This window comes from Arthrobacter woluwensis, assembly GCF_030816155.1.
In the GTDB taxonomy this organism is placed as follows: Bacteria; Actinomycetota; Actinomycetes; order Actinomycetales; family Micrococcaceae; genus Arthrobacter_E; species Arthrobacter_E woluwensis_A.
Map to the genome: position 1 here is coordinate 1667158 of NZ_JAUSXR010000001.1, position 24653 is coordinate 1691810.

Below are 24653 nucleotides of genomic sequence, written 5' to 3' on the forward strand. Positions count from 1 at the left end.
CGCACCTTCCCCTCGGGGATCAGAGGAAAAGGAGCCTGGCCATGACCGCCACCACCATCGAGACCACCTCCCGCGTCACTGCCGAGCACCCGGCCTGGCAGCGTCTGAAGAACGCCGTCAGCAGCGTGCAGCCGTTCCAGTCCAAGAACGGCGCCATCGAGGACGCCGAGAACCACGCCGCAGCGGCCACGGCTGTCGACACCGTCGTCGAAGCCGTCGCCGAGCTGGCCCCGCACTTCCCGCACGACGCCGAATACCTCACCCTGCTGCAGAAGGACCTCAAGGCCTGGGCCGCCGCGGGCTTCGGCGAGCCGGACTTCCTCGACTCCCTCATGGCCTTCCAGCCGCAGGAGCACCGCATCGACGGCCTCCAGCACCTGGTGGTCTTCCCGATGTACACCCAGAACGGCAGCACCCAGCGTCTGCTCGAAGCCGTGCTGGTGGAGGTCCTGTGGCCCGAGTTCATCTCCGAGCTCGAAGCCGGCGCATACTCCAACAAGCTGTTCGTCCCGCTGAGCTTCGTCGACTTCACGGCCGGTTACGACACCAACTCCGCCGTGCTCTTCCCCGAGTCCGTGGCCGTCCGCGAGACCCCGGCCTTCACCTGGGGCGCCATCTTCCAGGACCGTGAGGCCGCCCGCTTCCGCCGCGTGCTGAAGGCCGCAGCCGAGATCACCTCGCTGGACCTCCCCGAGGACGCCGCCGAGCTGATCGAGGACCAGCAGCTGACGCAGGAGGCCTTCATCATGTGGGACCTCATCCACGACCGCACCCACATGCGCGGCGACCTGCCGTTCGACCCGTTCATGATCAAGCAGCGCATGCCGTTCTTCCTGTACTCCCTCGAAGAGCTCCGCTGTGACCTCACCGCCTTCCGCGAATCCGTCCTCGTGGAGAAGGACGAGAACGCGAGCCCCGAGGCCCGCAAGCACGCCAAGCTCGTGCAGTACGCGGTCATCTTCGACCGGATCTTCCGCTTCTCCATCACCGGCTCCCGCGTCCGCAACTACGACGGCCTGGGCGGACAGCTGCTCTTCGCGTGGATGCACCAGCACCGCGTGCTGCACTGGACCGATGGCAAGATGAGCATCGAGTGGGACAACGTCGCCGACGTCGTCGTGGCCCTGGGTGAGCAGATCGAAGAGCTGTACTGGCGCTCGATCGACCGCCCGAAGGTCGCGCACTGGATCGCCGCCTACGAGATGATCTCCGCGACCGTCACGCCGCACCCGGCCTCCGTGTGGGCCAAGGGTCCGGACGCCCTGCCGCTGACCGGCACCCCGCGCGAGATCACCGACCAGGTCATGGACGACGAGTTCCCGCTCTCCATGTTCTTCGAGGCGCTCGAAAAGAAGATGCGCACCGTCATCGAGTCCACCGCGGGCATCACCGGCGCCACCGCGCTGTCCTGAACCACGGCACCCGGAACAAGAGCCTAGACTCGACATCATGAACAGCCTCACCGTTGTCGTCGCCGGCGGCAGCAGCCCTTCCGGGGTTGCTGCCGCCACGGCGTTTTCCCAGGCCGGACACCGCGTCTACACGATCGGGTCCTCCCCCGCACGCATCGAGGCGGCCGCGGCCGCCTCGACCGGCGCCTCCGGGCACCCCGTCACCCCGCTGGTCTGCGATCTCTCCGACCACGCCGCCGTGGAGCGGCTCGCGGCCGAGATCACGGACGACGCCGGCGGAGTGGACGGCGTGCTGCATCTCGTGGGCGGCTGGCGGGGCGGGACCTCGCTACTGGACCAGAGCGACGAGGACTGGGACTTCCTGCACCGCCAGGCGGTCCAGACCCTGCGCAACACCAGCCGCGCCTTCCTCCCGGCCCTCCTCGCCTCGCCGTCCGGGCGGTTCGTCATGGTGGGCTCCACCATCGCCGAGAACCCCACGGCCAAGGGCGCCAACTACGCGGCGGCGAAGGCCGCGGCGGAGGCCTGGACCCTATCGGTGGCGGACGCTTTCCGCACGTCGGAGACCGGCGACGCCGCCGCCGTCGTGCTCGCGGTGAAGTCCCTCGTGGACGAAGCCCAGCGCGCCGCCCACCTCGAACGCAAGTTCCCGGGCTACACGGACGTCACCCAGCTCGCCCAGGCGGCCCTCGACCTCTTCGGCGAAGACGCGGCGGATCTCAACGGCACGCGCCGGGTCCTGCCGGCCTGGAACGCGTGACCCGCCTCCTCTCCCATCGCCTCACGACAACAGAACAGGAAACACACGCCGCCATGGCATCCGCACCCCTGCATGACGTCACCAGCCGGGGCTTCGCCTCGGACAACTACTCCGGCGTCCACCCGGAGATCCTGGAAGCCATCGCCCAGGCCAATCACGGGCACCAGATCGCCTACGGCGAGGACCAGTACACCGAACGCCTCGGAGAGGTCCTGGAGGGCCACTTCGGCACCGGGATCGAGTTCTACCCGGTCTTCAACGGCACCGGCGCCAATGTGGTGGCTCTCCAGTCGCTGCTCCCCCGCTGGGGCGCCGTGGTGTGCGCCACCACGGCCCACATCAACGTGGATGAGAACGGCGCCCCGGAGCGGATGGGCGGCATCAAGCTGCTCTCCGTGCCCACCGACAACGGCAAGCTCACCCCCGAGCTCATCGATCTGGAAGCCTGGGGCTACGGGGACGAGCACCGCGCCCAGCCGCTCGCGGTCTCCATCACCCAGAGCACCGAACTCGGCACCGTGTACACCCCGGAGGAAGTCCGCGCGATCGCCGATCACGTGCACGCCAAGGGGATGAAGCTTCACATGGACGGCTCCCGCCTGGCCAACGCGGCCGCCACTCTCGGACTGCCGCTGCGCGCCTTCACGCGCGACGCCGGCGTCGACATCCTCTCCTTCGGCGGCACCAAGAACGGGCTGATCTTCGGTGAGATCGTCGTGGCGCTCAACCCGGAGGCCGCGCCGGGCCTGATCTACCTGCGCAAGATGAGCATGCAGCTCGCGTCCAAGATGCGCTTCATGTCGGCGCAGTTCATCGCGCTCCTGGAGGGCGACCTCTGGCTGCGGTCGGCGAGCCACTCCAATGCCATGGCGCAGCGCCTGCGCTCGGCCGTGGAGGGCCTGCCGGGGGTGGAGATCACCCAGGACACTCAGTCCAACGGCGTCTTCGCCATCCTCCCGGAGGGCGTGGCGGACGCGGTTCGTGCGAAGTTCCGCTTCTATGACTGGGACGCCGGCCGCCGCGAGGTCCGCTGGATGTGCTCCTTCGACACCACCGAGGCCGATGTGGACGCCTTCGCCGCCGCCCTGCGCGCGGAGCTCGGCGCCTGACCGGACGCCTCTGATCCGGCCTCATCGCGCCGGATCAGGCGCCGCGGAGCCCCGGAAAGGGCCACCGAGGCGTCAAACTCGCAACGTGCGGGCGTGGCTCAGTCGAGCCGCGCCCGCACGGCAGTATTCTCGTGCCGTGAACGCCAATGCGCCGTTGCCCTCGGGCTTCAACAGAGCACTCTCCTCGCTGAAGGCCGCGCGGTCCCGCGCGGAACTCCGGCTCGAGGAGATCCCCGCTCCGGCACGGCTCGCGCCCTTCGCCGTGGCGCTCGGCGCGGAGATCTCCCCGTCGGCCCTCGGTCCCGGACTCGCGGATGCCGAAGGGCTCGCCGACCTGGCCACCGGCCGCTTCATCCTGCTCCACGATCCGGCCGGATCCGAGGTCTGGGGCGGTGACTTCCGCGTGGTGACGTTCATCCGGGCGCAGATGGACGCCGAGATGGGCAACGACGAACTCCTGGGCACCGTCGCCTGGACCTGGCTCGTCGAAGCGCTGCAGAATCACGGCGCCGACTATCGGTCCGCAGGCGGCACTGCGACACGGGTGCTGTCCGATTCCTTCGGAACGCTCGCCGAGCGCGGCAGCACCATCGACATCGAACTCCGCGCCTCGTGGACGCCGGCGGACTGGCGCGTGCAGAACCACCTCGAAGCCTGGGCGGACATGGTGTGCTCCTTCGCCGGTCTCCCCCCGCTGCCTGAAGGTGTGACAGCCCTTCCGGGGCGACGTTTTTGAGCCTTGGGCGGTCCCACTCCGGGGCACCGATAAACTGAGAGCACCATGACCCTGAAGCGAAACCTGACCACGGCCGGCGATCCGGCCGCTGACACAGCCTCCCATGACCTGGACGACCTCGCCCTCGAGGCGCCCGACGTCGTCGAACTGGACACCCCGCGCGAAGGCGTCCCCTTCGTCATCAGCACCGACGCCGGCCTGCAGCGCTGCGCCGACGCGCTGGCCGCCGGGACCGGCCCCGTCGCCGTCGACGCCGAACGCGCCTCCGGCTTCCGCTACGGCCAGCGCGCGTTCCTCGTGCAGATCCGCCGCGAGGGCGCGGGAACCTGGCTCATCGACCCCGAACCGTTCGAGGACCTCGAGCCGATCCAGGCCGCGCTCCTGGGCAGCGAATGGATCCTGCATGCCTCCACCCAGGATTTGCCGTGCCTGAGCGAGCTCGGACTGTGGCCCTCGGCCCTGTTCGACACCGAGCTCGCCGCACGCCTGGCCGGGCTGCCGCGCGTCGGCCTCGCCGCCGTGATCGAGCAGCTCTTGGGCTTCCGCCTGGCGAAGGAGCATTCGGCCGCGGACTGGTCCACGCGCCCCCTGCCCGAGCCCTGGCTGAAGTACGCCGCCCTGGACGTCGAGGTGCTCATCGAGCTGCGGGAGGAACTGATCGAGCTCCTGAGCAGCCAGGGCAAACTGGAGTTCGCCCTGGAGGAGTTCCAGGCGATCCTGGACGCCGGCGTCGCGCCTCCGCGCCAGGAACCTTGGCGACGAACCTCCGGCATGCACCAGATCCGTGACCGCCGGCAGCTGGCCGCGGTGCGTCAGCTCTGGCTCGAGCGCGAGGATCTGGCGCGCAAGCGCGACGTCGCCCCGGGACGTCTCCTTCCGGATTCCGCGCTCATCGCCGCGGCCCGGGCCATGCCCACCACGGTGCCGCAGCTCATCGCCACCCGTGGCTTCGACGGCCGGGCGGCGCAGCGTGAAGCACCCCGCTGGCTCCGGGCACTGATGTCCGCCCGGGACACCGAGGACCTTCCCCCGCTGCATCTGCCGACCAACGCCCCGCCTCCCCCGCGCGCCTGGGCGGACAAGGACCCGGTCGCCGCCGCCCGACTGGCCACCGCCCGCCAAGCGCTCACGGATCTCGCTGCCGAGTGGGACATGCCCGTGGAGAACCTGCTCACGCCGGATCACCTGCGGCGGCTCATGTGGCGTCCGCCCACGGAACTGACCACGGAGAGCGTCGACGCTGCCCTCGCGGAGCTGGGCGCACGCTCCTGGCAGCGGAAGCTCACGGTGCCCCTGCTGCTGGAGGCGCTGCTGCACCCCCAGCCGGAGTCCCCGGCCGTCTGACGGCCACCGGACACCCCTTGCCCCAACAAGTTACTGACGAGTAACATGTCGTTGAACGCGTCCGGCGCCCGCCGGACACCAGCGTGTCGCCCGCTCGGCGGGCGTTGAACTCAACGAGGAGCAAGCGTGAGCCGCATCCGCAAAGGCCTGGCCGGCCGCGATGTCGTCTTTGTCGACGGCATCCGCACACCGTTCGGCAAGGCAGGAGACAAGGGCATCTATGCCGAGACCCGTGCCGACGACCTGGTGGTCAAGTGCATCCGTGAACTGATGCGACGCAACCCGGGCCTCCCGGCAGAGCGTGTGGACGAGGTGGCCATCGCCGCCACCACCCAGACCGGAGACCAAGGCCTGACCATCGGGCGCACCGCGGCACTGCTCGCGGGTCTCCCCCAGTCCGTGCCGGGCTTCGCCATCGACCGCATGTGCGCCGGCGCCCTGACCGCCGTGACCACGACCGGCTCCGGGATCGCCTCGGGCGCGTACGACGTCGTCATCGCGGGCGGCGTGGAGCACATGGGTCACCACCCGATGGGTGTCGGCGCCGATCCCAACCCCCGGTTCCTGGCCGAGCGCATCGTGGATCCCGCCGCTCTGAACATGGGCAACACCGCTGAAAACCTCCACGACCGGTTCCCGGCCATCACCAAGGAGCGCGCCGACGCCTATGCCGTCGCCTCACAGCGGAAGGTCGCCGAAGCCTACGAAAGCGGCGACATCCAGGCCGGCCTCGTCCCCGTGGCGAGCAAGAAGGCCGGCGCCGGCTGGACCCTGAACACGGTGGACGAGCCGCCGCGGCCCGGCACCACCCTGGAAGACCTCGAGGGTCTCCGCACCCCCTTCCGCCCGCATGGCCGCGTCACCGCGGGCAACGCCGCCGGTCTGAACGACGGCGCGACGGCGGCCCTGCTCGCCGACGCGGACACCGCCGAAGAGCTGGGCCTGCCGGTCCGCATGCGCATGGTCTCGTACGCCTTCGCCGGCGTGGAGCCGAGCGTCATGGGCTACGGCCCCGTCCCGTCCACCCTCAAGGCCCTCGAGAAGGCCGGGCTGGGCATCGAGGACATCGGACTCTTCGAGATCAACGAGGCGTTCGCGGTGCAGGTCCTGAGCTTCCTGGACTACTTCGGCATCGCCGACGACGATCCCCGCGTCAACCGCTTCGGCGGCGCGATCGCGCTGGGTCACCCCCTCGCCTCCTCCGGCGTGCGCCTGATGAACCAGCTCGCGCGCCAGTTCGAGCAGGACCCGAGCGTCCGTTACGGCATCACGACGATGTGCATCGGCCTCGGCATGGGCGGCACGATCATCTGGGAGAACCCCCACCACCCCGACTATGGAACCGACGCACAGGCAGGAGAGGCAGCATGAGTCTCGACGATTTCACGGAACTCGCAGGGCTCTTCAGCACGGAGACGGTGACCCACTCGCTGGTCCAGGACGTGCCCTTGCCCGGCATCGGCACGCTGGCGCTCGTGACCCTGGACAACGGGCTCGACCACCGCAAGCCCACCACGCTCGGCCCGAACACGCTTCTCGAGCTCGGGCACACCCTCGAATCCCTCGCAGAGCGCGCCACCAAGGGTGAGATCCACGCCGTGGGCATCACCGGGAAGCCGTACTTCCTGGTGGCCGGCGCCGACCTCACGGCCGTCTCCGCCATCTCCGAGCCGGAGCACGGCCTGGCGATGGCACGGCTGGGTCACGAAGTGTATGGACTGCTGCGGAACCTGCCGGTGCCGAGCTTCGCGTTCATCAACGGCCTCGCCCTGGGCGGCGGCCTCGAGATCGCCCTCCAGTCCACCTACCGCACGGTCAGCGCCTCGGCCGGCGCTCTCGGCCTCCCGGAGGCCTTCCTGGGCCTCGTCCCGGGCTGGGGCGGCGTCTATCTCCTGCCGCGTCTGATCGGGCCGGAGAACGCCGTCAAGGTGATGATCGAGAACCCTCTGAACAACAACCGGACCCTCAGCGGCAAGCAGGCCCTGGAGCTCGGCGTCGCCGACGCCCTCTTCGACGCCGCCGACTTCCTGGAGCAGTCCCTCTCCTGGGCCGCCCAGGTGCTCAGCGGCGAGGTCGCGCCGGAGCGCACGCACGCCGTCGACGCCTCCGATCCGCAGGTGGCCGAGCGCTGGCAGGCAGCCGTCGACGCCGGACGCGCCTTCGTGAGTCGTAAGATCTCCGACGCTGCCCCGGCCCCCGGCAAAGTCCTCGACCTGCTCGAGGCCAACCGCACCCAGACGCAGGAGGAGTCCGCCGCGGCCGAGTGCGAGGCCCTCGCCGGGCTCATGCAGACCGGCGAGTTCCGCTCCACCGTCTACGCATTCCTCGATCTGGTGCAGAAGCGCGCCAAGCGTCCCGCCGGCGCGCCGGATGCCAAGCTGGCACGCCCCGTCACCAAGGTGGGCGTGGTGGGCGCCGGCCTGATGGCGGGCCAGCTCGCCCTGCTCTTCGCCAAGCAGCTCAAGGTGCCCGTGGTCATGACGGACATCGACCAGGAGCGCGTGGACCGCGGCGTCTCCTACATCCACGGCGAAGTCGACAAGCTGCAGGCCAAGGGCCGCATGTCCGCCGACGCCGCGAACCGGACCAAGGGGCTCATCACGGGCGCGGTGGACAAGCAGGCGTTCGCCGACGCCGACTTCGTGATCGAAGCGGTGTTCGAGGAACTCTCGGTCAAGAAGCAGGTGTTCGCGGAAGTCGAGGCGATCGTCTCCCCCGAGTGCATCCTGGCCACCAACACCTCCAGCCTGTCCGTCACGGAGATGGCGCGCGATCTGGAACACCCGGAGCGGCTCGTCGGCTTCCACTTCTTCAATCCGGTGGCGGTCATGCCGCTCCTGGAGATCGTGCGGGCGCCGAAGACGTCGGACGAGACCCTGGCGACGGCGTTCCTGCTGGCCAAGAACCTGAAGAAGAGCGCCGTGCTCGTCAAGGACGCCGCCGCCTTCGTGGTGAACCGCGTCCTCCTGCGCCTCATGGGCGAAGTGACGGCGGCCTTCGACGAGGGCACCCCGGCCGACGTCGCGGACAACGCGCTGCGCCCCATGGGCCTGCCGATGACCCCGTTCACGCTGGGAGCGATGGTCGGCCTGCCGGTGGCGCAGCACGTGCAGGAATCCCTCCACGCCGCGTTCGGCGACCGCTTCACGGTCTCGACCAACCTCCAGGCCCTCATCGACAACGGAGTGAAGAGCCTCTGGGCCCCCACCGACGACGGCGGCCAGGAGATCCCGGAGCGCGTGCTGGCCCTGATGACGTTCGGGGACAGCCCATCGACGTCCGAAGAGGTCCTCACGCGCACCCAGGACGCCCTGGCGGAGGAGATCGGCCTCATGCTCGAGGAAGGCGTGGTGGCGGGTCCCGAGGACATCGACCTCTGCATGATCCTCGGCGCCGGCTGGCCCATGTTCCTCGGCGGCATCACGCCGTACCTGGACCGGGTGGGCGCGTCCGAGCGGGTCAACGGCAAGCGGTTCCACGCGGCCTGAGCCACTCACCTCGAGCCACGCACCCTGAGCCGCGCGGGCGACGGGGACCACGACGAAGGGGACGGCACCAGCAGGTGCCGTCCCCTTCGTCGTCGTCGCTCAGCCCGGTGCTCTCACCCGTAGCCCCCGCCCCGATCGACTGCTCCATACGATTCCTTTTTCGAGCGAAATCCCGCCGGAATGGAATCGTATGGAGCAGTCGATGGGCCGTGAGAGGCGCCGAGACCAGCCGAGGCTAGAAGAGCGCCACCTTGGGCACGGGCGGGAAGATCTCATCCAGGACGGCCAGGTCCTCGGGACTCAGCCGCGCTTCGACCGCCCGCGCGTTCTGCTGGATCTGCTCGACCTTGGTCGCGCCGGCGATCACGCTGCTGACGGGCTCCTGGGCCAGGAGCCAGGCGAAGGCCACCTCGACCTCGGTGAGTCCGCGCTCACGGGCGAACTCCGAGTACTTGGCCATCTGCTCCCAGTCGGCGTCGCGCACCATGTTCTGGCGCGTGTGGCTGAGGCGCGAGCCCTCGGGCACGCGGTCCGGCGCGTACTTGCCGGTCAGGAAGCCGTTGGCGAGCGGGAAGTACGGCAGGACCCCGAGACCGTAGGCGCGGGCGGCCGGCAGGACTTCGAGCTCCGCACGGCGGTCCAGCAGGTTGTAGTGGTTCTGGCTCGAGATGAACCGCTCGGTGCCGAGCGAGTGCGCCAGGAATTCAGCCTCCGCGATCTGCCAGCCGGCACGGTTGGAGTGCCCGATGTACCGCACCTTGCCGGCGGTCACGAGGTCATCCAGAGCCCGGAGCGTCTCCTCGACAGGGGTCCCGTCGTCCGGGGTGTGGAACTGGTACAGATCGATCCAGTCGGTGCCGAGTCGCCGCAGGGACGCCTCCACGGCGCTGATGATGTAACGGCGCGAGCCACGGGCGCCGTAGTCCGCGCCGTTGGCGCCGTTCATGTCCATGCCGAACTTGGTGGCCAGGACAACCTCGGAGCGCCGGTCCCCCAGGGCCTTGCCCAGCATCTCCTCGCTGAGGCCCGGCGTCGCTCCGTAGACGTCCGCGACGTCGAAAAGCGTGACGCCCGCGTCCAGCGCCGCGTGGATGACGGTGTCCGTGCCTTCCTGGGTGAAACTCGGCGTGTTCGGCCGGCCGAGGTTGTTGCACCCCAGGCCGATGGTGGAGACGACGAGTCCGGATGTTCCCAATCTGCGGTATTCAGTCATGGTGCCAGCCTATCGAATGCCCCCGGCAGAGCTCAGGCCCCTCCGGACACACCGGAAGGGCCTGAGTGGAAACGCGGAGGACTCAGAGGCTGAACGGCGCTCCGGGGCCGGCCGGGTGGCGGCGCTTGAAAGCCTCCGGCTCCGAGTACGGCGCGACGCCGATCGTCAGCTTGGTCGGGTCCAGATCGGCTTCGCGCGCCACCGACACCACGGCCTTGACCGCCTTGGACGGCTCGGGCGAGATCAGGAAGATGTTGAGCTTGCCGTTCTCGATGGCGCTCCGGTCCACCACGCCCAGGCCGCGCCACGCGAAATGGCCCGTCAGCGCCGCGACGGCGGAGCGCTCCAGGTAGCGGTCGCGTTCGGTGCCGACCTTGGTCTTCAGCGCGAACTGGGCGACCACCCAGTGCTGCTCCTCGACGGGGATCTCGGCAAAGCCGTCCTCGGCGCACTGCGCGCTGAACGCCTCCAGCAGCGCCACGGCGGCCTCATCCGACGCCACGGACTGCACGTCGTCCTTGCTCACATGGCCGACGACGCCGTGGTTGACCACGACCACGCCTTCCTCCTGCTCGTACCAGGCCTCGCGGAAGCTGAGGACGCCGTCCTCGTCACGCCGGTAGGCGCGCAGCAGTTCATTCATCGTTCTCTCCGTCTTCTGGGATCCAGTCATCGTGCCATTCGCCCGTCCGGGTGGCCTCCAGCCCGCGGGCCAGCCAAGTGTCGGCCACGCCGGCGAAGGGACCCTGCCGGGCCTCCACGGCGGCCAGGACGTCGCGGCTGGAGCTCTCCGTCGTCTCCACCAGCCAGGCCGGGTAGTCCATGCTGACGCGCCGCTCGGCGAACTCGTCCTCGTCGTCGAGGTGGCTCGTGCCGTCGGCGAACAGGATGACGTCCAGATCCATGTCGACCACGTGGAACTCGGTCACCGTCGGCCGGATGCGCTTGAACTCGTGCCCGACCGCCATGTCCACGTAGACGCGGAAGTCACCGGGGTGGTCCTCGTCGTAGAACGTCGCGACCCATTCGCCCGCGCGGGGCACGAGCAGAACGTTGTGGCTCTGAGTGTAAAACGCCGCGCCGGGCCGGGAGCAGAACTCGCCTTCGGCCTGGTAGATCCACCAGCCGTGCTCGTCCTCCCCGAGGTAACGGCCCGGCACCACCCAGTGCGCGGTGCCGTCCCATTTGCGGTTGCGGGCCACGACCAGCTCACCGGGGGCCACCTCGAGTGGCGCCCGGCCGGATCCGGCCGTCACAGTGCGGGAATGCTTCCCGTGCTGGGTGCCTGCTGACCCGGGAGAGGCCGCGCGAAGGGGACCTTCGTGCCGAGAACCTGCGCGACGACGTCGTGCGTCACCTGCTGCGCCGTGAGGCCGACGCGCTCGAGGACTTCGCCGCGCGTGCCGTGCGCGAGGAACTCCGCCGGAAGGCCGACCTCATTCAGCGCGGTGTCGACGCCGGCTGCCCGCATCTCCTGGCGGATCCTGGAGCCGACGCCGCCCGCGCGGACGCCGTCCTCCAGGCACACGACCAGACGGTGACGCGCGGCGAGGGCGATGATCGAGCGGGGCACGGGAAGAACCCAGCGGGGATCGACCACTGTCGAAGTGATGCCGTGGGCGGCGAGCCGCTCCCCCACCTCGAGCGACAGTTCGCTCAGGGCGCCCACCGAGATGAGCAGCACATCGTTCTCCAGCTGTCCGTCCTCGGGCCGGGCGAGCACGTCCACGCCGTCCTTGAGCCGTTCCACGGCGTTGACCTCGGGACCCACCGCGCCCTTGGAGAAACGCACCACGCTGGGCGCGTCGTCGATGGCGACGGCTTCCCGCAGCTCCTCCCGGAGACGGCTCGCATCACGGGGCGCCGCGAGGTGCAGGCCCGGCACGGTCTGGACCATGGCCATGTCCCACATGCCGTGGTGGCTGGGCCCGTCGGGACCGGTCACGCCGGCGCGGTCGAGCACCAGGGTGACCCCGGCCTTGTGCAGCGCGACATCCATCAGCAGCTGGTCGAAGGCACGGTTAAGGAAGGTCGCGTACACCGCGACCACGGGGTGCAGGCCACCGAAGGCCAGCCCGGCGGCCATGGTGACGGCATGCTGCTCGGCGATGCCGACGTCGATCACGCGATCCGGGTGCCGGGCCGCCATCTCGCTGAGGCCCACGGGGATCAGCATGGCGCCGGTGATGCCGACGATGTCATCCCGCTCATCCGCGATGGACGCGATCTCCTCACCGAAGACACTCGTCCAGGACCGGGCCCCACCGCTGGAGGTCGGCAGTCCGGTCTCCGGGTCGATGACGCCGACCGCATGGAACTGGTCCGCCTCGTCCGCACGGGCGGGCGCATAGCCACGGCCCTTTTCGGTGATCGTGTGCACCAGCACGGGGCCGCCGAAGTTCCGGGCCAGGCGCAGGGCCTCCTCGACGGCGGCCTCGTCATGGCCGTCCACGGGGCCGATGTACTTCAGACCCAGATCTTCGAACATGCCCTGGGGCGCCCACCAGTCCTTCACGCCCTTCTTGGCGGCGTGCAGGCTCTTGTAGGTGAACTGGCCGACGGGGCCGCCCTCCTGCAGGCGCGTCTTCCACCAGGTCATGGCGCCCTCGTAGCCGGGCTTGGCGCGCAAGGCGTCGATCGTGGGGCGCAGGGAGGCGAGGTAGTCCGCGAAACCGCCGACCGTCGGAGCATAGGAGCGGCCGTTGTCATTGACGACGATGACCACCTTGCGGTCCTTGTCGGCCGCGATGTTGTTCAGGGCCTCCCAGGCCATGCCGCCTGTCAGGGCGCCGTCGCCGATCACCGCGACCGTGTAGCGGTCGGTCTCGCCGCGCAGCTTCCGGGCGCGGGAGATGCCGTCCGCCCAGGACAGGGAGGAGGATGCGTGCGAGGACTCGACGATGTCGTGCTCGGACTCGCCGCGGTCCGGGTAACCCGAGAGACCGCCCTGCTGGCGGAGCGTGCCGAAGTCCTGCCGTCCGGTGAGCAGCTTGTGCACATACGACTGATGCCCGGTGTCGAAGACGATGGAGTCGACGGGCGAATCGAAGACCCGGTGCAGCGCGATGGTCAGTTCCACGACGCCCAGATTGGGACCGAGGTGTCCACCCGTCTGCGAGACGTTGCTGATCAGGAACTCGCGGATCTCCGCCGCGAGAGGTTCCAGCTGGTCCTGGTTCAGCCGCTGCAGATCATGCGGTTCCCGGATACCTTCCAAGATGCCCAAGGGCCCTCCTTCTCCCGCCGGTTGTGCTCTCCCACTTTACCGCCTCCCCGGCCGGAGGGGCGCCGCGACTTCACTCGAATCGGACGGCTCCGGCAGCGCGAGCGGGCAGGGTCGTCGACGGCGCCGAACGCGGCAGGCAGCCCCGAGACCGGCTCCGGCACACACCGCCGCACGCTTCGCCCGGCTGATCCGGCAGCAGGGTCAGCCTTGACACTTAGCTGAGTTAAGTCATAATTGAGTGTACTCAGTTATTGATTCCCGGAAGGACTCAGGCCATGCGAGCGTTCGCCGTCACCAGATACCAGGAGCCACTGCTCGAAGTCGAAGTCGCCGAGCCTGTCCTCGGTGACCGAGATCTGCTCGTGGGGGTGCAAGCAGCCGGCCTCAACCAGCTGGACGAGAAGATCCGGCTCGGCGAGTTCAAACAGATCCTCCCGTACAAGCTCCCGCTGGTCCTCGGCCACGACGTCGCCGGGACCGTCCTCCGGGTCGGCGCCGAGGTGCGCGGCTTCAAGCCCGGCGACGAGGTCTATGCCCGCCCCCGCGACGGCCGCATCGGCACCTTCGCCGAGCGCATCGCCGTCGCCGAGGACGACGTGGCGTTGAAGCCCGCAACACTGAGCATGGTGGAGGCCGGCTCACTGCCACTCGTGGCGCTGACCGCCTGGCAGGCCCTGGTGGAGCGGGGCGACGTGAAGCCCGGGCAGAAGGTTCTCATCCATGCGGGCGCCGGCGGGGTCGGCTCGATCGCCATCCAGCTTGCCAAGCATCTCGGCGCAACCGTCGCCACCACGGCGAGCGGCGCCAACGCCGACTTCGTCCGCGGCCTCGGGGCGGACGTCGTGATCGACTACCGCACCCAGGACTTCGAACAGCTCCTGAGCGGATACGACCTGGTGCTGGACAGCCTGGGCGGGGAGAACCTTCAGAAGTCGCTGCGCATCCTCCGGCCCGGCGGGAAGGCGATCGGGATCTCCGGCCCACCCGATCCGGCGTTCGCCCGCGAAGCCGGCCTCAACCCGGTGCTGCGCCTTGCGATCGCCGGGCTCAGCGCCGGGATCCGCAGACAGGCGAAGAAACTCGGTGCCAGCTACGAGTTCCTCTTCATGCGCGCCAGTGGGGAGCAGCTGCGCCGGATCAGCGCACTGGTCGACGACGGCGTGCTGCGCCCGGTCGTGGGGGCGGTCTTCGGCTTCGAGCAGACCCCACAGGCGCTGGAATCCCTCGCCAAGGGCGGCCTCCGCGGCAAGGCGGTGGTCACGCTGACCGACCGGGCCATGCCCACTACGAACCCCTCAGGAAAGACGGCATCATGAGCGACATCAGCACGCCTGCGGATTCCAGCGCACCGAGCGACCTCCTGGTGACCTCCTACGCGACGGCACCGACTCAGATGGTCACCGCCGGCGGCGTCACCTACGCGTACCGGGAGCTCGGACCGAAGAAAGGCATCCCGATCGTGTTCTTCGTGCACCTCGCGGGAACCCTGGACAACTGGGACCCCCGGATCATCGACCCGATCGCGGCGAACCGCCACGTCATCACGTTCGATCAGCCCGGCGTCGGCTCCTCCACCGGAAAAGTGCCCGGCAGCATCGAGGCGATGGCAGACGACGCCTACACCTTCATCCGAGCACTTGGTTTCACCACGATCGACGTCTTCTCCTTTTCGATGGGCGGCATGATCGCCCAGGACCTGGCCCTCAAGCATCCCGGCCTCATCCGCAGGCTCGTGCTGACGGGCACCGGGCCGCGCGGCGGCAAGGACATGGACAAGGTCGTCGGCACCACATACCGGGACATCCTCCGCGCGGCCCTGACCCGATCAGATCCCAAGGAGTTCCTGTTCTTCAACCGCGACGCCGCAGGAAAGCAGGCCGCGAAAGCGTTCGTGAAGCGCCTGCAGGAGCGCACGGCCGACCGGGACAAGCCGGCCAGCACCCGGGCGCTCAGGGTGCAGCTCAAGGCCATCCAGCGGTTCGGCCGCTCCGCGCCGTCGGACCTGTCGAAGCTCACCCAGCCCACCTTGATCGCGAACGGCGACAACGACCGCATGGTGCCGTCCGCCCTCTCCTGGGACCTTCACCACCGCATCAAGGGATCCGAACTGATCATCCACCCCGGTTCCGGCCACGGCGGCATCTTCCAGTTCCACGCCGAGTTCGTTCCCGCCGCCGTCGAATTCCTGGGCGATTGACCCTCCCGCGCACCGCACAGCCCCGCGCCGTCTCCGGGGATATAGTCAACACCGAGTACGGTCAGTTTTTTCTTGGGAGGAGCCGCCATGCCTGTCGCGCCCCAGCCGCTCGGACGACGCGAGCGGAACAAGCAGCAGAAGCTCGATCGCATCACCGCCGCGGCCGCCGAACTGTTCGCCGAACACGGAGTCGATGATGTCACGACGCAGCAGATCGCCGACAAGGCCGACATCGGCACCGGCACCCTGTTCCTCTATGCCAGGACGAAGGGAGAGCTCCTCCTGCTCGTCCAGAACGCCCACTATGCCGAAGCGCTCGAGCGCGGCCGGACTGATGCAGAAGCGGCCTCGGAGACCCTCGACGCGGTGATGTGCATCGTGCGTCCCATCGTGGAATGCAACCGCGTCCAGGTCGACAACGGGCGCACCTACCTGCGGGAGATGGTCTTCGGGGACCCGGCCGAGCCGCACCACGCCGAGGCCCTGTCCATCGTCGCGCAGACCGAGGAGGCCATCGCCGGCGTCCTGGCCCGGGAGACGCCTGCCGGGCTCCCGGAGGCAGCGGCCACGGCACACATCATCTCGGCGATCATGTTCCTCAGCATGGCGGCAAGCGTGAACGCCGCCCTGAGCACCGAGGCGGTCGTGCAGGACATCAGGAGTCAGATCAGCGTTCTGCTGCCCGGCACGTGACCCGGTGACGCGAATGCCCCGTCAGGCTGAAGCCTGACGGGGCATTCGCGGTGGATCCTGGAATGACGGTGAGTCAGCTACCAGGTCCTCCGGTCTCCGAGCCGATCAGCTACCGCTGATCTGCCGCAGCACGTACTGGAGGATGCCACCGTTGCGGTAGTAGTCAGCCTCACCGGGGGTGTCGATGCGGACGACGGCGTCGAAGGACTTGCTCGTGCCGTCCTCCTTGGTGGCCGTGACCTTGAGGGTCTTCGGCGTCACGCCTTCGTTCAGCTGGGTCACACCCGAGATCGAGAACGTCTCGGTGCCGTCCAGGCCCAGAGTCGCGGCGTTCTCGCCCTCCGGGAACTGGAGCGGCAGGACGCCCATGCCGATCAGGTTCGAGCGGTGGATGCGCTCGAAGCTCTCGGTGATGACGGCCTTGACGCCCAGCAGCGCAGTGCCCTTGGCAGCCCAGTCACGGCTGGAGCCGGAACCGTACTCCTTGCCGCCCAGGACCACCAGCGGGGTGCCCGCTTCACGGTAGTTCTGCGCCGCGTCGTAGACGTACGCCTGCGGGCCCTCGGGCTGGGTGAAGTCGCGGGTGAAGCCACCCTCGACGCCGGCGCCGTCGTTGAAGTCCGCGAGCAGCTGGTTCTTGATGCGGATGTTCGCGAACGTGCCGCGGATCATCACCTCGTGGTTGCCACGACGGGAACCGTAGGAGTTGAAGTCCTTGCGCTCCACACCGTTGGCCAGCAGATACTGACCCGCCGGGGTGTCCGACTTGAAGGAACCGGCCGGGGAGATGTGGTCCGTGGTGACGGAATCGCCCAGCTTGAGGAGCACGCGGGCGCCCTCGATGTCCGTGACGGGATCCGGCTGTGACTTCATACCCTCGAAGTACGGGGGCTTCCGGACGTAGGTGGAATCCTCGGCCCAGGCGAAGGTGTCGCCGGCAGGGGTGTCGAGCGCCTTCCAGCGATCGTCGCCCTCGAAGACGCCCTCGTAACCCTTGGCGAACATGCCCTCGTCGATGGAGGAGTCGATGACCTGCTGGACCTCGACCGGGTTCGGCCAGATGTCCTTGAGGAACACGTCGTTGCCCTGCTCATCCTGGCCCAGCGGATCGACGTCGAAGTCGAAGTCCATGGTGCCGGCCAGAGCGTAGGCGATGACCAGCGGCGGGGAAGCCAGGTAGTTCATCTTGACGTCCGGGTTGATGCGGCCCTCGAAGTTGCGGTTGCCCGAGAGGACGGCGGTGACGGAGAGGTCGTTGGCCTGGATGGCCTCGGAGATCTCCGGCTCCAGCGGACCCGAGTTGCCGATGCAGGTGGCGCAGCCGTAACCGACGATGTAGAAGCCGAGCTTCTCCAGGTACGGGGTCAGGCCGGACTTCTCGTAGTAGTCCGTGACGACCTTCGAGCCCGGGGCGACGGAGGTCTTGACCCACGGCTTGGCCGTGAGGCCCTTCTCCACGGCGTTGCGGGCCAGCAGAGCGGCGGCCAGCATCACGGACGGGTTCGAGGTGTTGGTGCAGGAGGTGATCGAGGCGATCGACACCGCGCCGTGGTCCAGCTCGAAGCTGCGGCCGTCGGCGGTCTTCACGGTGACGGGCTTGGACGGACGTCCGTTGGCGCCGTTGGCCGCGGATGCCACCACGGTGACCTCGTTGTCCTCGGTCATGTGGGAGTCCGGCGAGAACGACGGGGAGTCGGAAGCCGGGAAGGACTCGTCCAGCGCCTCGTCGACGCTGCCATCGGCGAGCGTGACGTAGTTGTGGATGTCCTTGCGGAACTGCTCCTTGGCGTCCGTGAGCTCGATGCGGTCCTGGGGACGCTTCGGGCCGGAGATGGACGGAACCACGGTGGACAGGTCCAGCTCGAGGTACTCGGAGAAGCGCAGCTCGCGGGACGGGTCGTGCCAGAGGCCCTGCTCCTTGGTGTACGCCTCCACCAGGGCGACGTTCTCCTCGCTGCGGCCGGTGAGGCGCAGGTAGTCGAGGGTGACGTCGTCGATCGGGAACATGGCGGCCGTGGAGCCGAACTCCGGGCTCATGTTGCCGATGGTGGCGCGGTTGGCGAGCGGCACGGCCGCGACGCCTTCACCGTAGAACTCGACGAACTTGCCGACGACGCCGTGCTTGCGCAGCATCTCGGTGATGGTCAGCACCACGTCGGTGGCGGTGGCACCGGCCGGGATGGAGCCGGAGAGCTTGAAGCCCACGACGCGCGGGATGAGCATGGAGACGGGCTGGCCGAGCATCGCCGCTTCGGCCTCGATGCCGCCGACGCCCCAGCCCAGGATGCCCAGGCCGTTGACCATGGTGGTGTGGGAGTCGGTGCCCACGCAGGTGTCCGGGTAAGCGCGCAGCTTGCCGTCGACCTCACGGGTCATGATGGTGCGGGCCAGGTACTCGATGTTGACCTGGTGCACGATGCCGGTTCCCGGCGGGACGACCTTGAAGTCGTCGAAGGCCGTCTGGCCCCAGCGGAGGAACTGGTAACGCTCCCCATTGCGCTGGTATTCGATCTCCATGTTCCGCTCGAGCGCGCCGGCATTGCCGAACGCGTCGATCTGCACGGAGTGGTCGATGACCATCTCGGCGGGCGCCAGCGGGTTGACGCGCTTCGGGTCACCGCCCAGGTCCTTCACGGCCTCGCGCATGGTGGCCAGGTCAACCACACACGGCACGCCGGTGAAGTCCTGCATGATCACGCGGGCGGGGGTGAACTGGATTTCCGTGTCAGGCTCGGCTGCCGGATCCCAGGCGGCCAGGGCGCGGACATGGTCGGCGGTGATGTTGGCACCGTCCTCGGTCCGGAGCAGATTCTCCAGAAGGACTTTCAAGCTGTAGGGAAGGCTTTCCGCGCCTTCCACAGAGTTCAGCCGGAAGATTTCGTAATCGGTGCCTTTGACGTTCAGTACGCCCTTGGAACCGAAGCTGTCCACAGTGCTCATATAGCAGGACTCCTCTCGCAACACTTTCATCTTTGTCGCGTCACAGAACGCATGCTAGTTAGGTCTGCCTAACCGTTCGTGACTGGCGCGCCACCCGCCGGATTCCTCACTGACCGGCGATGTTGACCATCCACGTGACGCCGAACCGGTCCACGACCATGCCGAAGGTGTCGCCCCAGATCTGCCGTTCGAGCGGCATCACCACCTGCCCCGCCCTCGGAGAGTGCGTCCCAGTAGCCCTGCAGTTCCGCGGCGTCATCCCCCGAGAGACTCACCGAGAAACCGGCGTGGCCCGAGAACTGCATCTGGTTGGGGGTGTCCGCCGCCATCAGCGTGAAGCCCGCGGGGGTCTTGAGCAGCCCGTGCATGATCTTGTCAGCCTCGGCCGGGTCCTCGGACGCGTGGAACTCACCGAAGGTGTTGAGCGTCAGTTCACCGCCGAGCGCACCTTGATAGAACTCCATGGCCTGCCGGGCGTTGTCCTGGAAGTTCAGATACGGGTTGAGGTTCGATGCCATGACGGGCTCCTTTCGCGGCGCCGCCATGGCGCCCCACGGTCAAGCTACACCCGGTGTCAGCACCCCGCAATGGTCCCGGACGTCAGCCCTTCGGCAGGAGCAGGCCGACCGTCTCGAGGTGGTGCGTATGGGGGTACAGGTCGAAGGCCCGCAGTCCGGCGAGCTCCCAGCCCTGGCCTTCGAAGAACTTCACATCGCGGGCGAACGACGCCGGATCGCAGGACACGTAGGCGATGGCACGGGGACCGGACTCCACCAGCTGCTGGACGACGGTCCGGCCGGCGCCCGCGCGCGGCGGGTCCAGCACGACGGCGTCGAGCCTCCGGGGCCTCTGCCGCAGCACGCGCTCGACCTTTCCCTGGACGATCTCGACATGCCGCTGACCGTGGAAGTTCTTCCGCGCGTCGCGGCTCGTGCCCGGGGCGCCCTCCACCGACAGCACGGCGCCGCCATCACCGACGGCCGCGGCCAAAGGGGCGGTGAAGAGGCCTGCGCCGGCGTACAGGTCGGCCACGGAGGCGCCTTCACGGAGGAAGCCGCCCTCACCCAGGAAGCCGGTCACGGCGTCCATGAGCGTCTGCGGCGCACGGCGGTGGATCTGCCAGAAACCTTCGCCCGTCACGCGGTACTCGAAGCCGTTCACGCTCTCCCGCACCCAGGAGCGGCCCCGCCAGCGCAACAGCTGCTTGCTGGCCGGATCCATGACGGCGACGGAAACGCCGTCGGGGATCTGCGCGACGGCGCGGTTGAGGGCCTTCCCCTGCTCCTTCTCCCCCAGCGCCTCTTCGGGCCAGAGGATCACGAGGGGCTGCGAGCCGTTCGCCGGGGCCGCCACCTCGACGCGGGCGACGCCCTTCCACTGGTGATCCCACAAGCCGAGGTCGACGATCGCTTCGGAGGCGAGCGGCATGGACTCGACGGGCAGCACCTCGTCCGAGCGGTGAGCGTGCATGCCCAGGCGGCCGTCCGCCGTCACGGCGAAGGCCATCCTGGTCCGCCAGTGCAGGCCCTGGCCGGCGTCGTCCTCCACGGCCTCCACCACGGTGCTCCGGTCCAGACCCGCCAGGCGCTGGAGCTGCTCCGCGAGGACCGCCTCCTTGAGGCGCCGCTGGGCCGCCAGTGTGGCGTGGCCGAACTCCGCCCCGCCCAGGGGCTGCGCGGAGGTCCGCGCGGCGTCGAGCGCGGACGCCTGCCGCCACGGATGCTCCTGGCGGTCGGGAGACGCCTCCAGGACCTCGACGACGTCGCCACGCCAGAAACGAGCGTCCGGGGCCGACTCGGTCAGGCGGACCCGCACCTGCTCCCCCGGCAGACCGTGGCGGACGAACACCACCCGCGAGTCGTGGCGGGCCACCGTGTGTCCGCCGTGCGCGACGGGCCCCAGGGTGAGAGTGACGGTCTGCTCTGCGGAGTGTGGATTCACCTGAGTTCCTGCAATTGCTGGGCTTCCTTGGACGATTTGAGCTGCCAGGGCACACTGGCCACCATCACTCCGGGCTCGAAGTGCAGACGGGTCTTGATGCGCAGGGCGGTCTGGTTGTGCACCAGTTGCTCCCACCACTTGCCGACCACGTACTCAGGGATGTAGACGACAATCAGATCGCGCGGCGAGTCCTTCCGCATGTTCTTCACGTAATCGATGATCGGCGTGACCGTTTCGCGGTAGGGGCTGGCGAGGACGGTCAGCGGGACCGGGATGTCGAGCTTCTCCCAGTCCTCGACCGTCCGGGCCGTCTCCTCGGGGCTGATGTCCACGATCACGGCGTCGAGCTTCCACGGCCGGGAGGCGCGGGCATACGCGAGTGCACGCAGCACCGGCTTCCGGACATGGGAGACCAACAGGACGGCGTGCACCCGGGACGGCAGTGCCCGCGGAGCGGAATCCTCGTCCACGGCCAGTTCCTTGGCGACGTTGTCGTAGTGCGCGCGGATGCTCCACATGATGAGGAACAGCACCAGCATGGCGAGCAGGGCGATCCAGGCGCCCTGCTCGAACTTGGTGATGAGCACGATGGTCAGCACCAGCGCGGTCATGCCGAAGCCCAGCATGTTGATGGTGCGGGACTTCATGAGCCGCAGCCGGGTGGCCTTGTCCCGGACCTTCTTGAGCTCACGGCCCCAGTGCCGGACCATGCCGAGCTGGCTCGCCGTGAAGGAGATGAACACGCCCACGATGTAGAGCTGGATCAGCTTCGTGACGTCGGCGTTGAAAGCCAGGATGAGGACAAGCGCGCCCGCGGCGAGAGCCAGGACGCCGTTGCTGTACGCGAGACGGTCGCCACGGGTCTTGAGCTGGCGCGGCAGGTAGCCGTCCTGCGCGAGGATCGAGCCGAGGACCGGGAAGCCGTTGAACGCCGTGTTGGAGGCGAACACCAGGATGACGCCCGTGGCCGCCACGATGACGTAGAAGGGGATGGATCCCGCGCCGAACACCGTCTGCGCGATCTGGCTGATCGCCGGGTTCTGGATGTATCCCTCAGGAAGCGGCTTGCCGTCCTTCAGGAACTCCGTGGCGGGGTCCAGCACGATATGGACCTTGGTGGCGTTGGCCAGGAAGAGGATGCCCGCGAGCATGGTCGTCGCGATGACTCCGAGCAGGAGCAGCGTGGTGGCCGCGTTCTTGCTCTTGGGTTTCTGGAAGTTGGGGACGCCGTTGCTGATCGCCTCCACACCGGTCAGAGCCGCGGCGCCCGAGGAGAAGGCCCGCAGCAGCAGGAACGCCCCGGCGAGGCCGACCAGCCCCTGATCGAAGTGGCTCTCCGGGACGATCTCGAACGCCGCGGACTCGGCCAGTCCCAGCGTGCCCGTGGCGGCCTGGACGGCGCCCACGAGTGACATGCCGATGATGGCCGCCATGAAGATGTAGGTGGGCAGGGCGAAGACCGAACCGGCCTCCTTGATGCCCCGCAGATTGATCAGTGCCAGCACCACGACGCCGAGCGTCGCGATCAGCGCCTGGCTCCCGTGCAGGGACGGCACGGCCGTGGCCAGGTAGTTGGCGGCGGAGGACATGGACACGGCCACCGTGAGGACGTAATCCACCAGAAGCGCGGACGCGACGGTCAGACCCGCGAACTTGCCGAGGTTCACATTCGCGATCTCGTAGTCGCCACCGCCCGAGGGGTAGGCGTGCACGTTCTGCCGGTAGGACGCCACCACGGTCAGCAGGACGACGGCGACCGCCAGCCCGACCCACGGGGACAGCGCGACGGCGGAGACCCCGGCCAGCGCCAGGGTCAGGAGGATCTCATCGGGGGCGTAGGCCACGGAGGACAGGGCGTCCGAGGCGAAAACCGGCAATGCGATGCGCTTGGGAAGCAGAGTATGGGCCAGACGGTCGTTGCGGAACGGCCGGCCGACGATCACCCGCTTGACCGCATTCAGAAGTGACAGCACCTGACTACGGTAGTCTGCGCGGTGCCCCTGTGTCATGACGGACCGAAATCTCCCGGCCTCCGCGGCACGGATGACGCACCGCCCCGGATACAGTGGTGTTCTGATCCGTACGGATGCGCACCCGCCATCCGCAGAATTGAAGGAATGGTTCGTGGCGCATTTCGTCATCATGGGCTGTGGCCGTGTGGGCGCGACCCTGGCCCACACACTGGAGGACTCCGGCCACAGCGTGGCCATCATCGACCAGGACGAGCGGGCCTTCCGGCGCCTGCGCAACGGCTTCCAGGGCCGCAAGGTCACCGGCGTCGGCTTCGACCGGGACACGCTGCGGCACGCCGGGGTGGAGGAGGCGTACGCCTTCGCTGCCGTCTCCAGCGGTGACAACTCCAACATCCTTGCCACCCGCGTGGCCCGCGAGACCTTCCACGTCCCCCACGTGGTGGCGCGGATCTACGACCCGGGTCGCGCCGAGATCTATCAGCGGCTGGGCATCCCCACGGTGGCCGCGGTGAAGTGGAGCGCCGACCAGGTGCTGCGCCGCATCCTCCCGGAACAGTCCATCACCGGCGATTTCCGTGAGCCGTCCGGGCGTCTGGTCCTGACAGAGCTCGCCGTGGACCACGGCTGGGAGGGCCGTCCTCTGACCGAACTCGAGGAGGCCGCGGACATCCGCGTGGCGTACCTGACCCGTTTCGGGGAAGGCGCCATGGTGCACCCCGACTCGCGCTTCCAGGAAGGCGACAGCCTCCATGCCATCGTCCCCGTGAAGCGGCTCGACGCCGTGACCCGGATCCTCTCCAAGGCACCCGTGAAGGAAGCAGAGTGAAAGTCGTGATCGTCGGCGCGGGAAGCGTCGGAAGCTCCATCGCCCGGGAACTCCTGGGCCACAGCCACGAGGTGCTGCTGATCGACCTCAAGCCCGAGGTGATCGGCCGCAGCGGCCTGCGCGGCGCGCACTGGCTGGTGGGCGACGCCTGCGAACTCAGTGTGCTGAAGGAAGCCCGCCTGGACGACGCCGACGTGGTGGTCTCCGCCTCGGGCGATGACAAGGTGAACCTCGTGGTCTCCCTGCTGGCCAAGACCGAGTTCGGCGTGGGCCGGACGGTGGGCCGCGTGAACAATCCGAAGAACGGGTGGATGTTCGACGACTCCTGGGGCGTGGACGTCGCGGTCAACACCCCGCAGCTCATGACGGCCCTCGTGGAGGAAGCCGTGGAGATCGGCGACGTGGTCCGCCTCCTGACGCTCCAGACGGGAGTCTCCTCCCTGGTCGAGTTCACCGTGCCGCATGACGCCTCGTTCATCGGCTCCACTGTCGGCGACATCGACTGGCCACAGGATGCCACTCTCGTCGCCATCCTCCGGGATCAGGCTCCCATCACGCCGAGCCGCGACGACGTCATCGAGGGCGGTGACGAGCTCTTCTTCGTCACGACCCTCGCGGCCGAGGACGAACTCCGCCAGCTCCTCTCGGCGGCCCACACGAGCGAATCCGCGCCGGAATCCGCGGCGGCTTCCCAGTACGACGACGGCTTCGACGGCTGAGCGGAACACCCTCTCCGGACACGACGACGGCGGGGCGCGGCGATTGTTCGCCGCGCCCCGCCGTCGTCGTACCGCC

At 68.6% G+C, this 24653-nt stretch carries 19 protein-coding genes and 1 pseudogene; 12 read left to right on the plus strand and 8 right to left on the minus strand.

Annotated elements, in window-relative coordinates:
• Positions 1-41 precede the first annotated feature (41 nt).
• The 7 genes from QFZ52_RS07575 (at position 42) to QFZ52_RS07605 (ending at position 8849) form a co-directional block, all read left to right on the plus strand.
• A complete protein-coding gene (locus QFZ52_RS07575) occupies positions 42-1412 on the plus strand; it encodes a DUF6421 family protein (protein ID WP_307497002.1) in 1371 nt (456 codons plus the stop codon).
• 37 nt (positions 1413-1449) lie between these two features.
• A complete protein-coding gene (locus QFZ52_RS07580) occupies positions 1450-2172 on the plus strand; it encodes an SDR family NAD(P)-dependent oxidoreductase (protein ID WP_307497003.1) in 723 nt (240 codons plus the stop codon).
• Between the two features lie 53 nt (positions 2173-2225).
• The gene (locus QFZ52_RS07585; RefSeq protein ID WP_307497005.1) at positions 2226-3281 is read left to right on the plus strand and encodes a threonine aldolase family protein; all 1056 of its coding nucleotides are present in this window, start codon (positions 2226-2228) and stop codon (positions 3279-3281) included.
• A gap of 136 nt (positions 3282-3417) precedes the next feature.
• Positions 3418-4017 carry a DUF3000 domain-containing protein gene (locus QFZ52_RS07590; RefSeq protein WP_307497006.1) on the plus strand — a complete coding sequence of 200 codons (600 nt, stop codon included), beginning with the start codon at positions 3418-3420 and terminating at the stop codon, positions 4015-4017.
• Between the two features lie 45 nt (positions 4018-4062).
• Positions 4063-5361, plus strand: a complete 1299-nt coding sequence (locus QFZ52_RS07595; protein ID WP_307497007.1) for an HRDC domain-containing protein — start codon at positions 4063-4065, stop codon at positions 5359-5361.
• A gap of 126 nt (positions 5362-5487) precedes the next feature.
• Positions 5488-6732, plus strand: coding sequence for a thiolase family protein (locus QFZ52_RS07600; RefSeq protein ID WP_066212299.1), 1245 nt, complete (start codon positions 5488-5490; stop codon positions 6730-6732).
• Entirely contained in the window at positions 6729-8849 is a 2121-nt protein-coding gene (locus QFZ52_RS07605) for a 3-hydroxyacyl-CoA dehydrogenase NAD-binding domain-containing protein (protein ID WP_307497008.1), read from the plus strand. The genes QFZ52_RS07600 and QFZ52_RS07605 overlap by 4 nt, the downstream gene beginning before the upstream one ends.
• A gap of 235 nt (positions 8850-9084) precedes the next feature.
• On the opposite strand, the gene QFZ52_RS07610 is transcribed toward QFZ52_RS07605, so the two are convergent.
• The 4 genes from QFZ52_RS07610 to dxs all read right to left on the minus strand — a co-directional run bounded on the left by QFZ52_RS07610 (position 9085) and on the right by dxs (position 13288).
• Positions 9085-10062 (minus strand): aldo/keto reductase, encoded by a 978-nt coding sequence (locus tag QFZ52_RS07610; protein ID WP_307497009.1) that lies wholly within the window; start codon positions 10060-10062, stop codon positions 9085-9087.
• Positions 10063-10144: 82 nt separating this feature from the next.
• Entirely contained in the window at positions 10145-10705 is a 561-nt protein-coding gene (locus tag QFZ52_RS07615; protein ID WP_307497010.1) for a hypothetical protein, read from the minus strand.
• Positions 10698-11318 carry a DUF402 domain-containing protein gene (locus QFZ52_RS07620; RefSeq protein ID WP_307497011.1) on the minus strand — a complete coding sequence of 207 codons (621 nt, stop codon included), beginning with the start codon at positions 11316-11318 and terminating at the stop codon, positions 10698-10700. The genes QFZ52_RS07615 and QFZ52_RS07620 overlap by 8 nt, the downstream gene beginning before the upstream one ends.
• Entirely contained in the window at positions 11315-13288 is a 1974-nt protein-coding gene (gene dxs / locus QFZ52_RS07625; RefSeq protein ID WP_307497012.1) for a 1-deoxy-D-xylulose-5-phosphate synthase, read from the minus strand. Before dxs ends, QFZ52_RS07620 begins: the two co-directional genes overlap by 4 nt.
• Positions 13289-13563: 275 nt before the next feature.
• Here dxs and QFZ52_RS07630 point away from each other — a divergent pair, with 275 nt between their 5' ends.
• The 3 genes from QFZ52_RS07630 (at position 13564) to QFZ52_RS07640 (ending at position 16178) form a co-directional block, all read left to right on the plus strand.
• Positions 13564-14604: an NADP-dependent oxidoreductase gene (locus tag QFZ52_RS07630; RefSeq protein ID WP_307497013.1), complete on the plus strand. Its 1041-nt coding sequence runs from the start codon at positions 13564-13566 to the stop codon at positions 14602-14604.
• Positions 14601-15485, plus strand: coding sequence for an alpha/beta fold hydrolase (locus tag QFZ52_RS07635; protein ID WP_307497015.1), 885 nt, complete (start codon positions 14601-14603; stop codon positions 15483-15485). Before QFZ52_RS07630 ends, QFZ52_RS07635 begins: the two co-directional genes overlap by 4 nt.
• Before the next feature lie 87 nt (positions 15486-15572).
• Entirely contained in the window at positions 15573-16178 is a 606-nt protein-coding gene (locus tag QFZ52_RS07640) for a TetR/AcrR family transcriptional regulator (protein ID WP_307497017.1), read from the plus strand.
• Between the two features lie 105 nt (positions 16179-16283).
• On the opposite strand, the gene acnA is transcribed toward QFZ52_RS07640, so the two are convergent.
• The 4 genes and pseudogenes from acnA to QFZ52_RS07660 all read right to left on the minus strand — a co-directional run bounded on the left by acnA (position 16284) and on the right by QFZ52_RS07660 (position 23068).
• Entirely contained in the window at positions 16284-19118 is a 2835-nt protein-coding gene (acnA, locus tag QFZ52_RS07645; protein ID WP_307497018.1) for an aconitate hydratase AcnA, read from the minus strand.
• 106 nt (positions 19119-19224) lie between these two features.
• A pseudogene (locus QFZ52_RS07650) lies at positions 19225-19636 on the minus strand (VOC family protein).
• Positions 19637-19718: 82 nt separating this feature from the next.
• Positions 19719-21059: a class I SAM-dependent RNA methyltransferase gene (locus tag QFZ52_RS07655; RefSeq protein ID WP_307497019.1), complete on the minus strand. Its 1341-nt coding sequence runs from the start codon at positions 21057-21059 to the stop codon at positions 19719-19721.
• Positions 21056-23068, minus strand: coding sequence for an APC family permease (locus QFZ52_RS07660; protein WP_307497020.1), 2013 nt, complete (start codon positions 23066-23068; stop codon positions 21056-21058). The genes QFZ52_RS07655 and QFZ52_RS07660 overlap by 4 nt, the downstream gene beginning before the upstream one ends.
• A 115-nt stretch (positions 23069-23183) precedes the next feature.
• Between QFZ52_RS07660 and QFZ52_RS07665 the strand changes: the two genes are divergently transcribed.
• Positions 23184-23858: a potassium channel family protein gene (locus tag QFZ52_RS07665; RefSeq protein ID WP_307497021.1), complete on the plus strand. Its 675-nt coding sequence runs from the start codon at positions 23184-23186 to the stop codon at positions 23856-23858.
• Complete coding sequence (locus tag QFZ52_RS07670; protein WP_307497022.1) at positions 23855-24577, plus strand: potassium channel family protein; 723 nt, start codon at positions 23855-23857, stop codon at positions 24575-24577. The genes QFZ52_RS07665 and QFZ52_RS07670 overlap by 4 nt, the downstream gene beginning before the upstream one ends.
• Positions 24578-24653 lie beyond the last annotated feature (76 nt).